Below are 10,708 nucleotides of genomic sequence, written 5' to 3'. Positions count from 1 at the left end.
ACGGTTAATCGGGCATTTTTATGGCTGTTCATTCGGGGTCCTCGAAGCATTGGTTTGGGTTGCACCTCCAATTCTCCGGGTAAACCCCGAGTGAACAACCTACTGGAAGATCACAGCTAGCCCGCATATTGCACCAGAGGCTGCGGATGATGGCGGATTTGCAGCCGGGCTCGGGGAGAGCTGGCGCTCAAGCCGTAGCCGTCGCTACGGCTTGAGTGAAGCACCCCCGAGGCCGAGCGAAAATCCGCCAGGGCCGCAGCAGGAAGCGGGCGGGCACAAATCGTACTCCGGGCCATGGGCAAAAAATCCGGTTCATTACGTACCAGGACAACAAGTTGGCTCCCGCCCGCTTCCGACCTGGTGCAATATGCGGGCTAGCGACCGGCCTCGCGAGGGCGGGTACGATGGGTAAAGGCCCGGAGGGCCGTGCCCATCACAACAGCGGTAAAACTCTGATGGGCACGTCGCTACGCGCCTTTGCCCATCCTGCACAAGCTGCGTCACCATCCGCGCAGTGCGGAAGATCGGCTTCAGCCGGTCGCAAAGCCCCGCACCGCCGGCGGCGGGTCCAGCACCTCGCAACGCACCTCGCGCACGGCCGCCGCAGGCGGCCCCGCCCACAGCCAGGCGCAGAGTGCCTCGACGGCCTCGGCCGGACCCACGGCGAGCACCTCGACGGCGCCGTCCGGCAGGTTTATGGCATGACCGGACACCCCCAGCGCCTCGGCCTGACGGCGGGTACTGGCGCGATAGAAGACCCCCTGCACGCGGCCCGTCACCCGGCAACGGCGGGCAACGATCACGGGCGCCGCACCTCGACGGGCAGACCGGCCTGCAAGGGGCGGTCGGTTTCGAATTCCGCGACTGCGAGCGGCTCGCCGTCGGCCCCGGTCTCGATGCGCACCAGCCGCGCCGTCCAGCTCGCGCCGCCCGCCGTCACCCGCAGGCTGTCGCCCACCGCCGGCACAGCGTCGCCGGGCGCGAAACGCACCGCCATCCGGTCACCACGCGCCAGTATCAACAATGGCCTCGGGCATTCCTCCACCGACACCCGCTCGCCCGGCATCACGTCGCGGGCCACGACGCGGCCGGCAAAGGGCGCGCGGATTTCACTGTAACGCAGATCGAATTCGGCTGCGGCTTTCCGGGCACGGGCCGCGCGCAGCGCCGCCTCGGCCCGCGCGAGACCGATCTCGGCCAGTTGCAGCTCGCGCACCGAGAGCAGGGTGCGCTCGAACAGCTCGCGGGCGCGATCCAGCTCCCGCCTGGCCTCGTCACGCTCGGCCGCGGCCTTCTCGATCTCGGCGCCGGCCGCTGCCAACCGTGCCCGGAAGGCCGACTGGTCCAGTTTCAGCAGCGACTGGCCCTCGGCAACCCGGTCGCCCGGCCGCGCCGAAACCGCCACGACCATGCCCGAGACCCCGGTCGACAGGCGGGTGATGTCGACCCAGGCCAGCCGCCCGCTCCAGCGCTCCGCCAGTGCCGGCCCGGCCAGCAACCACCATGTCCAGGCCACGATCCATTTCATGCTCGCCTGCCTCATGTCAGGGTTCCTCGCCCAGTCGCCCGCGCAGGGCATCCAGTTCGGCCCAGGCCAGCCAGTAGGCATAGTCGGCCTCGGCCTGGCGCAGCCGCGCCTCGGTGGACAGCACCATGGCGTCGCCCAGATCCGTGGCGACTTCCATTTCGTACAGGGCCCGACTGCGGTCGAGATACAACTCGCGATAATCGCTGCGGGTACGGGCGGCATCCCGCGCCGCGCGCAATACCGCAAGCCGCTCGACCAGTTCCGCCACCCGCGATCGCAAGGCGCTTTCCCGGGCACGCAGCTCGGCTGCCAGCCGGTCGCGCTCGGCCTGCGCGGCGGCAGTCGCCGCCTGGCGCCGCCCACCGTCATGGAAGGGCCATTCCAGAATGATGCCCGCGCGCCAGCGATCGCGCGAGCCGAAGTCCCGGCTGTAGCGATAGCTACCTATCCGGCCACTCAGCACCGGCCGGTTCTGCGCCATGGCCGCCTCGCGACGGGCCTCGGCGGCCGCCAGTTCGATGCGCAGGGCACGCAGCTCCGGGCTGTCGGCGGCGACCTCTGCCATCATGGCGGTAACCTCGGGCTGGGCGCGCGCGAGCACGGCGGACAGATCCGGTTCGATCAGCACCGAGGGCATGGCGCCGGGACGGCCCAGGGCCTCGGCCAGTTGCACGCGGCTCACCCGCTGCCGCGCCTGGGCGGCGAAGCGGGCTTCGCGCACCTCCTGGTAGCGGGTCTCGAATTCCAGCAGCTCGATATCGGAGACCTGACCCAGCTCATGGCGGTCGCGGGCGCGGTCGAGGCGCACATAGGCAATGGCCATGGCCTCATCCTGCACCCGGAAGGCCAGGTCTGCCAGCAGCACGTCGAAGAAACGGGCCATGACATCCAGCCGCCGCGCCTGCCACGCGGCCCGGGCACGCTCGGCGCGGCTGCCGACCAGCGCCTCGCCGGCCGCGTGCAACGCTGCGGTCCGACCGAAATCGTAGAAGCGCCTGCGCAATTCGAGGCCGGCACGGGAATCGTTGTGGTCCGGGTCGGGCGCCAGCGGGGAGGGATCGATGTAGCGGGCCTCGGCCTCGAGCGTGGCACTCAGGCCGTAGCGCGCCTCGGCGGCATCGCGTTCGGCCCGGGCCAGGGCACTTTCAGCGTCGGCACGCGCCAGATCGGGGTGGTCGGGTACCAGCGCAGCCAGGGCAGCCCGCAGGGTCAGCGGCTCGGGGAGTGTATCGGGCGCGGCGTGGGCGAACAGCGCCGATACCAGCGCCATCACGCCCGGCAGCAATCGCGGGACCGACACACCGGCGTGTCGCCTCACCCAGCCCCCTCTCGGTCCTGCGCGCGCCGCTGGCGCTTGTAGCGCGTAAAGCTCTGCGTGCGCCAGGCGCCGCTGACCACGTATTCTCCCAGCAGCAGGAATTCCTCGGCGTCTCGGGTCGCTCCCGTGTAGCGCGCAACGGGCTTGCCGTCGAGGTCGAAGAACAGGAACACCGGCGTGGCCCGTACCCGATGCTGGCGGAAGGCGAAGTCCTTTTCGGTGGTTTCATTGCCGTCGAAGTCGACGATGGGCACGTCACCCTCGATGTCCACGGCGAAGATGCGAAAGTGACTGCGATAGTAGTCCTGGACGTCACTGCGGTTGAGGACCGTCTCCTTCATGCGATGGCAGAAGGGGCACTCGTCCAGTTCGAAGAACAGCAGGATACCCTGCTTCCCCGCCTCGCGCGCCGCGACCAGTTCCTCGCGGAAGTCGCCCAGCGTGGTCTCGAAGAAGTGTGTCTGCGGATCGCGCAGCTCGATGGCGCTACCGGCCAGCGGCAACAGAGCGCACAACAGGCCCGCGAACACCCTTTGCCACATGACCTACTTCCCCTCAGCTCCGGCGCGTTCCTGCTGCTTGCGGGCCAGGTACTTCTCGAGCAGCTCGGCAGTGACGGTACCCACCTGCCGCGCCACCAGTTCGCCTTCGGGAGAAATGATGTAGGTCGTCGGCAGCCCTCCCACGGGCATGTCCGGATGCGGTGGCGCCATGTCGCTGCTCACCAGCACCGGATAACTGATGAAGTATTCCTCTATGAAGGCCCGCAGCCGGCGGGGGTCGATGTCCTCGTAGTTGATGCCGAGCACCACAGCATCCCCGTCCTTGTGCCGTTCGTGAAAATCCACCAGATCCGGGATCTCTTCAAGGCAGGGCGGGCACCAGGTGGCCCAGTAGTTCACCACCACCCACTTGCCGCGAAACTCCGACAGGGAACGGGGCTTGCCCTCGACGTCGGGCAGGCTGAAGTCGATGCCGGCATGGGCAAGCCCGGCCAGCAGCAAAAGGGGGAGCAGCAGGTATCGCATCCGTAACCATCTCATGGCGTGTTTCCTCGGCCGCCTACCCTGCCACCGCCCTGACCCACTTGCAAGCAACATGCCGAGTGTGGTTTCTTGGTGGCCGGGGACGACTACAATCGGTTCAAGGGATCCCGACAGGCCACGCACACCGGACAAGCACACCCGGCAGGCGAGGCCTTGATGAACAAGACGCCCGACCACTGCAAAAGGTTCCATCCCGGAGCTTCGATGAAACGCATTTCCGCCCAGGACATCGTCACCAGTGTCGCCGACGGCCTGCAGTACATTTCCTACTATCATCCGCCCGATTTCATCCGGGCCCTGCACGAGGCCTATCTGCGCGAGGAATCACCGGCGGCCCGGGATGCCATTGCCCAGATCCTGATCAACTCGCGCATGAGCGCCGAGGGTCACCGCCCGGTATGCCAGGACACGGGCATCGTCACCGCCTTCGTGCGCGTCGGCCGCGATGCCCGCTGGGATGCGGACGCATCGCTGGAAGACCTGATCAACCAGGGGGTGCACGATGCCTATACCAACCCGGACAATCCCCTGCGCGCCTCGGTGGTGTCGGATCCGGACGGCGCGCGACGCAACACCGGGGACAATACCCCGGCCGTGGTGCATTTCGAGCTGGTGCCGGGGGACCGGATCGAATTCTTCCTCGCCGCCAAGGGTGGCGGCTCGGAGAACAAGGCGCGGTTCGCCATCCTCAATCCCAGCGACAGCGTGGTCGACTGGGTACTGTCGCAGGTACCGGCGATGGGCGCGGGCTGGTGTCCGCCCGGGCTGCTGGGCATCGGCATCGGCGGCACTGCGGAAAAGGCCATGCTGCTGGCCAAGCAGTCGTTGCTGGCGCCCATCGACATTCAGGCGCTGCGCGAACGCGGACCGGCCAGCCGTGCCGAGGAACTGCGCCTCGAACTCTACGACAAGGTCAATGCCCTCGGCATCGGCGCCCAGGGCCTGGGCGGCCTGACCACGGTGCTGGACGTGAAGGTGCTCGACTACCCGACCCATGCCGCCTCCAAGCCGGTTGCCGTAATTCCCAACTGCGCCGCCACCCGCCACATCCATTTCACCCTCGACGGCAGCGGCCCGGCACGGCTGGAGCCGCCGTCGCTGGACACCTGGCCGAAGATCGACTGGGACCCGACCCGGGGCTCGCGGCGGGTCGACCTCGACGAGGTGACGCGGGAGGCGGTGGCCGAGTGGCAGCCGGGCGAGACACTGCTGCTGAGCGGCCGACTGCTCACCGGCCGTGATGCCGCCCACAAGCGGCTGGTCGAGCTGATCGAGCGCGGCGAGCCGCTGCCCGAGGGCGTGGACCTGCGCAATCGCTTCATCTATTACGTCGGCCCGGTCGACCCGGTGGGCGACGAGGTGGTCGGCCCCGCCGGCCCCACCACGGCCACGCGCATGGACAAGTTCACCGAACCCCTGCTGGCCCATACCGGCCTGCTGGGCATGATCGGCAAGGCCGAACGCGGACCGCAGGCCATCGAGGCCATCCGCCGCCACGGCGCGGTGTACCTGATCGCCACCGGCGGCGCGGCCTACCTGGTGGCAAAGTCGATCCGCGCCGCCCGGGTGGTCGCCTTCGAGGACCTGGGCATGGAGGCCATCTACGAATTCGAGGTGCGCGACATGCCGGTCACGGTGGCCGTCGACAGTCGCGGCCGTTCCATCCACGAAACCGGGCCGCGCGAATGGCGCAACCGCATCGCCGGCATACCGGTCAGCACGGCCTGAAACCCGGGAGACCCGTCAACGGATGAATGTCGCCAGCCTGTTCCTCACCGTCCCTCGACAGGAAGCCATACCCGGCGTCGATACCCGTCCCGAACGACTGCGGGCCTGGGTCGAGTCTCTGCCCTATACCAGCGATCGCGAGACCACGCAGCGGCTGATCGAACGGCTGCACGACATCAACCACCAGCCGCTGCCGTCCACCCGGCGCATGGCCCTGCTGGCGCCTTTCACCCGCGCCTTCGGCCGCCTGCACGAGGCGCTGCGCGGTGCCACCGCCGGCCCGGAGCACCTCGACCGGCTGCAACTGCTGGACGGTTTCACCGAACAGCTGCTGATCGGCTACAAGTACGTCGTCAACGATGCCCAGGGCGAGCCCCGCCGCTGGGGCAGGCCGCACCATCTGCACCAGGCGATCAATCTGGCGGCGCACCTGATCCATCTGCTGCTGGCCTGCCGCTATCAGCACTATCTTCCTGCCGAAGCCACCTTGTGGCGGGAGCTGGGCCAGCTGTTCGTGTATGCCGAATCCCACGAGATTCCCGCCACCGAGCATCCGGATTTTCCCTTTGCCACCCACCCGCTGTCGGCCGACCGCGCCCTGGCCGAGGCCGCCGTGCTGCGACTGGCCGATCCCTTCCGGGTACCAGCGGGACAGGTATGGGAGGTGCTGGCCTATCTCGATCGCCTGGAATTCCCGCTGCACTGCGCACCGCTGCCCGAGGGCGAGCTGCCCGACCAGGACCATCTGGCCGTTTGCCTGCATTGCGAGCCGGGCGAGTTTGCGCACCCGCCCGAGTCCGGCACCGAACGCCGTCTCTGGCGCCTGATCGACGGCCGTGCGCTGCGTGCCAAGCTGGAACAGGACCAGCAACGCCTGCAGGCCGGTGCCAGCCCGGAGCACCTGGGCCTGTCACGGCGCCTGTACGCCAGTGATGCCGCCCAGCTCCTGCGCCACCTTTCCCTTCAGTTGCGACATCGCGCCGACCGCAAGCTGCCGCGGGTGCAGGCGGAGGGCGCGCTGGAACTGCATTCCGGCCTGTTCGAAGCCTACCGACTGCATGCCGGCCGCGCCTTCGATCCACGCGCCTACGCCGATCAGGACAGCGACGAGATCGATCTCGCCGCGAGCTTCGAATCGATTGAGCCGCGCCAGATGCATGCGCAGCCCCCCTGCAAGGGCAAACTGCTGAATCGTAGCGCCGGGGGTGTGGCCGTTGCCGTGCCCGGCGAGGCCGCCGGGCGTTTACCCGTGGGACAGCTGGTGACGCTGCCGGCGCCGCCGCATGCCCGCCACGACTGGCTGGTCGCCGTGGTCCGCTGGCATCAGCGCGAGTCCGGGGACGGCGCCGACATCGGCCTCCAATACATCGCCAACGATGCACGGCCGGTCGCGGTGCGCCCCCTCGACACCGGACAAGAGGTCGCCTTCCAGCCGGCGCTGGAGAGCGAACTCGCCCACGGCATCCATCGCTATCGCATTCTCGTTGCCCCACGCGGGCTGTTCCGGCCAGAGCGGCTGCTGGAACTGGACATCAATGGCGAACGCGCCCGTTTGCGCTGCGGTCGCCTGATCGAGCGCGGCCATGGCCAGGAACGTTTCACGCTCGAGACCTGACCGCGGGCAATCACCCGGGTTCGCGAGCAAGAAAAAAGGGACCCGAAGGTCCCTTTTTCATATCCCGGCGACGCGTCTCAACGGATGCTCAGACCACCCAGATAGGCGCGATCGGATTCCTCGACCTCGCCCAGCGTCCAGGCACCCCGGGTCTTGGCGTGATGCACGGCAGCATCAACATCGGCCGCCGAGGGATTCCGGTCGATGGAAAAGGTCTGCCCCGGATAGATGAGGTCGGCATCCTTGATCTGGGCGCTGTTGGCCTTGTAGATCAGCGGCCACTGGTAGGGATTGTTGTAGATCTCGGGCTTGCCGGAGATCTTCCACAGGCTGTCGCCACGCACCACGGTGTACTCGATGCTGGCCGCCTTGAGTTCGGCCATCAGCTTGCTGAGGATGTCGTAGGCCTTCTTGCCCTCACCATTGCGCAGAGCCTCGGCGGCGGCGTCACGGCGCGCCTTCTGGTCGCCGTTCAGGCTGTAGCGGGACAGCTGCGCCAGCATCGGCTTGGATTTCTCGATGTAGTACTGCTCCACCGCCAGCCGGGCCTGGTCACGCGCCTTGTTCGCCAGCTTGATGGCCTTGGCCTCGTCGCCGGCCGCCGCAGCCGCTTCCGCCTGTTTGAGGAACTTCTCGGTATCGCGCCAGATGTACTCGACCGCCTTGGCGTCCTTGATCGCGGCCTTGGCGCCATCGATGGCCTGGGTCACGGCCGCGCTCGGCCCGCTGGATTCGGATGTGGGCGCCTCCTGCTTCGGCTGCTGGCTGGCGCAGCCGACGGCCAGTCCGAGGGCAAGGGCGGCAACGGTGAAATACTTGGCGGGGTGCGTAGATTTCATGACCTTCATCTCCAGTGATGGTTGAGGTGAATCCGCGACCGGAACGGCGGAAACCCGAGACGTTTCCCGCTGACCTGGATCAGCGCTGAAGCTAACACCCAGCTCGGAGAAATGTCAATCTGGGTCATCCACTTAGCAGCGGTCTGGCCACCGAAACGCGATCTTGTTCTCAGAAAGGCAGACTCGCGAAGGCGCCGGTTTATTCCTTCCCTGCGGCGGCCTCGCGGGTCAGCTCGTGCGCCTCGATGGCCGCACGCCTCGCCCGCTCGGCATCCTGGCGCGCCGCCTTGTATTGTCCGGCGGACAACTCCCGCTCGGCCCGCTCCAGCAGCGCCCGCGCCCGCGACAGCACCGCGCCGGCATGCTGTTCCGCGCCGGCCGCCTCGGCGGAGGCGATGGCCTGACGGGCATCGCTCATCTCCTGCACGGGTGCCGTGGCACAGGCGGCCAGCAACAGGAGCAGTGCGGACAACAGCAGGTAACGCATGTAAGGGATCGAAAACTCCGGCCGGGCGCGACCGAAAGGGGCGCGCTTCGCCGCGAAACTAGCACCGGGACTCGCAGCCGGTCAAGCGCGCGCAAGCGACTGGCCGTATAATCCCGTCTCCCTGTCGAAACCGGATCGCGCAATCGAGAGGCCAGCCATGAGTCAGGAAGTCGTCATCTATCACAATCCGCGCTGCACCAAGTCGCGCCAGACCCTGGAGCTGCTGCGCGAGCGAGGCATCGAACCGCGCATCGTCGAGTACCTGAAGACACCGCCCGGCGAGCAGGAGATCGCCCGCCTGCTGAAACTGCTGGGACGCTCGCCGCGCGAACTCATGCGACGCAAGGAGTCCCAGTATCGGGCGCTGGGACTGGACGACCCCACCCTGGAGGATGCCACCCTGATCCGGGCCATGCACGAGCACCCCCGGCTGATCGAGCGGCCCATCGTGGTCAGGGGCGACCGCGCCGCCATCGGCCGCCCACCCGAGCAGGTGCTGGAGATCCTCTGATGGCCGAGATCCTGGTGCTCTACTACAGCCGCCATGGGGCCACTGCGGAAATGGCCCGGCTGGTGGCACGCGGCGTCGAACAGGTCCCGGGCATGCAGGCGCGGCTGCGGACCGTACCGGCGGTATCGGCCGTGTGCGAGGCCACCGAAGACAGCATTCCCGCCGAGGGACCACCCTATGCCAGCCATGACGACCTGCGCGAATGCGCCGGGCTGGCCCTGGGCAGCCCCACCCGTTTCGGCAACATGGCCGCCGCGCTCAAGCACTTTCTCGACGGCACCGGCGGCCTGTGGCTGCAGGGCGCACTGATCGGCAAGCCCGCGGCCGTGTTCACCTCCACCTCCAGCATGCACGGCGGCCAGGAAAGCACCCTGCTGTCGATGATGCTGCCATTGCTGCATCACGGCATGCTGGTCCTCGGCCTGCCCTACAGCGAGACGGAGCTGCTGCATACCGATGCCGGCGGCACGCCTTACGGCCCCTCGCATCTGGCCGGCCCGGACAGCGACCGCCCGCTGACCGAGGCGGAAAGGTCGCTGTGCCGCGCGCTGGGCCGGCGACTGGCCGAAACCGCCGCCCGGCTGGCGAACTGAGCCGGTGCATCCGACATCGGCCTTGCGCATCACCCAGGCCGGTCACCTCGGCACCTTTGCGCTGTTGCTGGCCTGGTACGGCTTCCTGTCGCCCTCGGAGCGGCTGCCCACCGCCTTCGTGCTGCTGGTGCTGGTGGGACCGCTGCTGCTGCCGCTGCGCGGCCTGCTGCACGGACGACGCTACACCGTGGCCTGGAGCCTGTTCCTGGCGCTGGGCTATTTCACCCACGCCATGGTCGAACTCTACAGCACGCCTTCCGACAGGCTGCTCGCCGGCGGCGAACTGCTCGCGGTCCTGTTATGGTTCATCGGCGGCATCGCCTATGTGCGGGCAACCCGGCAGGCCGTCAAAGACGAAGCGTCTCGCGAAGAAAGGGGATCGTGATGCGCCGCTGCCGCGCCAGCGAGTCCCGGTCGATGCGTTCCAGCAGCGCCATCAGCGCCGGCAGGTCCCGCGGGCAGCGCTTCAGCAAATAGCCGCAGACCTCGTCACCGAGTTCCAGCCCGCGCTCGGCCGCGCGTCGCTTGAGCACCTGCATGCGCGCCGCGTCGTCCAGCGGACGCAGGGCATAGAACAAGCCCCAGTTGAGCCGCGAGACCAGGTCGGGCAAGCGGAAGCCAAGTCGTTCCGGGCGATCGGATGCGCTCGCCAGCAGTCGTCCGCCCGCCGCGCGCAGTTCGTTGAACAGGTTGAACAGGGCACGCTCGCCCGCGGCCTTTCCCGCAAGCACGTCGATGTCGTCCAGCACGACCAGTTCCAGCGCCTCCAGTCCGGCCAGCGCCTCCGCGATCCGGCCCCCTGCCATCTCCAGCGGCAGATAGGCCGTCGCCAGACCCGCCTCGCCGGCATGGCGGCAGGCCGCCTGCAACAAATGGGTGCGGCCACTGCCGGGCGCACCGGCCAGCAGCAGGCTGGCGGGGGCCGGCGAATCCACCAGCGAGCGCACGGCCGCCACGGCCTCGGCATTGGGACCGGCCACGAAATTGTCGAGACGGGCGGCATCGGCCAGGCGGATGCCCAGGGGCAACTGGCGGACCATGGT

13 protein-coding genes are annotated in these 10,708 nt (G+C 68.2%); 5 read left to right on the top strand and 8 right to left on the bottom strand.

What is annotated here, in order from left to right; all coding sequences use genetic code 11:
• Positions 1 to 530: 530 nt before the first annotated feature.
• Genes MVF76_RS11715 through MVF76_RS11695 form a run of 5 tightly spaced genes read right to left on the bottom strand, consistent with a single transcriptional unit; the run spans position 531 to position 3,889 of the window.
• The gene (locus MVF76_RS11715) at positions 531 to 800 is read right to left on the bottom strand and encodes an acylphosphatase (RefSeq protein ID WP_411293558.1); all 270 of its coding nucleotides are present in this window, start codon (positions 798 to 800) and stop codon (positions 531 to 533) included.
• A complete protein-coding gene (locus MVF76_RS11710; protein WP_297529332.1) occupies positions 800 to 1,543 on the bottom strand; it encodes an efflux RND transporter periplasmic adaptor subunit in 744 nt (247 codons plus the stop codon). The genes MVF76_RS11715 and MVF76_RS11710 overlap by 1 nt, the downstream gene beginning before the upstream one ends.
• 1 nt (position 1,544) lies before the next feature.
• Entirely contained in the window at positions 1,545 to 2,828 is a 1,284-nt protein-coding gene (locus MVF76_RS11705) for a TolC family protein (RefSeq protein WP_297529329.1), read from the bottom strand.
• 14 nt (positions 2,829 to 2,842) lie between these two features.
• Positions 2,843 to 3,388, bottom strand: a complete 546-nt coding sequence (locus MVF76_RS11700) for a thioredoxin family protein (RefSeq protein WP_297529327.1) — start codon at positions 3,386 to 3,388, stop codon at positions 2,843 to 2,845.
• Between the two features lie 3 nt (positions 3,389 to 3,391).
• Positions 3,392 to 3,889 carry a TlpA disulfide reductase family protein gene (locus MVF76_RS11695; RefSeq protein WP_297529325.1) on the bottom strand — a complete coding sequence of 166 codons (498 nt, stop codon included), beginning with the start codon at positions 3,887 to 3,889 and terminating at the stop codon, positions 3,392 to 3,394.
• Positions 3,890 to 4,096: 207 nt separating this feature from the next.
• On the opposite strand from MVF76_RS11695, the gene MVF76_RS11690 reads away from it, so the two are divergent.
• Together MVF76_RS11690 and MVF76_RS11685 are read left to right on the top strand one after the other, a co-directional pair.
• The gene (locus MVF76_RS11690) at positions 4,097 to 5,620 is read left to right on the top strand and encodes a fumarate hydratase (protein WP_297529323.1); all 1,524 of its coding nucleotides are present in this window, start codon (positions 4,097 to 4,099) and stop codon (positions 5,618 to 5,620) included.
• Positions 5,621 to 5,642: 22 nt separating this feature from the next.
• A complete protein-coding gene (locus MVF76_RS11685; RefSeq protein ID WP_297529322.1) occupies positions 5,643 to 7,235 on the top strand; it encodes a hypothetical protein in 1,593 nt (530 codons plus the stop codon).
• A 77-nt stretch (positions 7,236 to 7,312) separates the two neighbouring features.
• Here the strand turns inward: MVF76_RS11685 and MVF76_RS11680 are convergent, their stop codons facing one another.
• Positions 7,313 to 8,074: a LysM peptidoglycan-binding domain-containing protein gene (locus MVF76_RS11680; RefSeq protein ID WP_297529320.1), complete on the bottom strand. Its 762-nt coding sequence runs from the start codon at positions 8,072 to 8,074 to the stop codon at positions 7,313 to 7,315.
• Between the two features lie 199 nt (positions 8,075 to 8,273).
• The gene (locus MVF76_RS11675) at positions 8,274 to 8,561 is read right to left on the bottom strand and encodes a DUF4398 domain-containing protein (RefSeq protein WP_297529318.1); all 288 of its coding nucleotides are present in this window, start codon (positions 8,559 to 8,561) and stop codon (positions 8,274 to 8,276) included.
• A 157-nt stretch (positions 8,562 to 8,718) separates the two neighbouring features.
• On the opposite strand from MVF76_RS11675, the gene arsC reads away from it, so the two are divergent.
• From arsC to MVF76_RS11660, 3 genes are read left to right on the top strand one after another with little or no spacing between them, the layout of a single operon-like run.
• A complete protein-coding gene (gene arsC / locus MVF76_RS11670; RefSeq protein WP_297529316.1) occupies positions 8,719 to 9,072 on the top strand; it encodes an arsenate reductase (glutaredoxin) in 354 nt (117 codons plus the stop codon).
• On the top strand, positions 9,072 to 9,665 hold the full coding sequence (wrbA, locus tag MVF76_RS11665; RefSeq protein ID WP_297529314.1) for an NAD(P)H:quinone oxidoreductase: 594 nt from the start codon (positions 9,072 to 9,074) through the stop codon (positions 9,663 to 9,665). The genes arsC and wrbA overlap by 1 nt, the downstream gene beginning before the upstream one ends.
• Positions 9,666 to 9,669: 4 nt before the next feature.
• Entirely contained in the window at positions 9,670 to 10,050 is a 381-nt protein-coding gene (locus MVF76_RS11660; protein WP_297529312.1) for a DUF2069 domain-containing protein, read from the top strand.
• Here the strand turns inward: MVF76_RS11660 and hda are convergent.
• A complete protein-coding gene (hda, locus tag MVF76_RS11655; protein WP_297529310.1) occupies positions 10,013 to 10,705 on the bottom strand; it encodes a DnaA regulatory inactivator Hda in 693 nt (230 codons plus the stop codon). The two genes, MVF76_RS11660 and hda, sit on opposite strands and share 38 nt — an antisense overlap.
• Positions 10,706 to 10,708: the final 3 nt, after the last annotated feature.

It is taken from the genome of Thiohalobacter sp., assembly GCF_027000115.1.
GTDB lineage: Bacteria > Pseudomonadota > Gammaproteobacteria > Thiohalobacterales > Thiohalobacteraceae > JALTON01.
Note: the sequence above shows the minus strand (reverse complement) of the source record. Positions and strands in the feature narration are given on the sequence as shown.

Bases quoted from the DNA above. Each gene is read 5' to 3' on its own strand.
- hda (WP_297529310.1), bottom strand. From the start codon at position 10,705: ATGGTCCGCCAGTTGCCCCTGGGCATCCGCCTGGCCGATGCCGCCCGT.
- wrbA (WP_297529314.1), top strand. From the start codon at position 9,072: ATGGCCGAGATCCTGGTGCTCTACTACAGCCGCCATGGGGCCACTGCG.
- MVF76_RS11680 (WP_297529320.1), bottom strand. From the start codon at position 8,074: ATGAAATCTACGCACCCCGCCAAGTATTTCACCGTTGCCGCCCTTGCC.
- MVF76_RS11695 (WP_297529325.1), bottom strand. From the start codon at position 3,889: ATGAGATGGTTACGGATGCGATACCTGCTGCTCCCCCTTTTGCTGCTG.
- MVF76_RS11675 (WP_297529318.1), bottom strand. From the start codon at position 8,561: ATGCGTTACCTGCTGTTGTCCGCACTGCTCCTGTTGCTGGCCGCCTGT.
- arsC (WP_297529316.1), top strand. From the start codon at position 8,719: ATGAGTCAGGAAGTCGTCATCTATCACAATCCGCGCTGCACCAAGTCG.
- MVF76_RS11710 (WP_297529332.1), bottom strand. From the start codon at position 1,543: ATGAGGCAGGCGAGCATGAAATGGATCGTGGCCTGGACATGGTGGTTG.
- MVF76_RS11685 (WP_297529322.1), top strand. From the start codon at position 5,643: ATGAATGTCGCCAGCCTGTTCCTCACCGTCCCTCGACAGGAAGCCATA.
- MVF76_RS11700 (WP_297529327.1), bottom strand. From the start codon at position 3,388: ATGTGGCAAAGGGTGTTCGCGGGCCTGTTGTGCGCTCTGTTGCCGCTG.
- MVF76_RS11690 (WP_297529323.1), top strand. From the start codon at position 4,097: ATGAAACGCATTTCCGCCCAGGACATCGTCACCAGTGTCGCCGACGGC.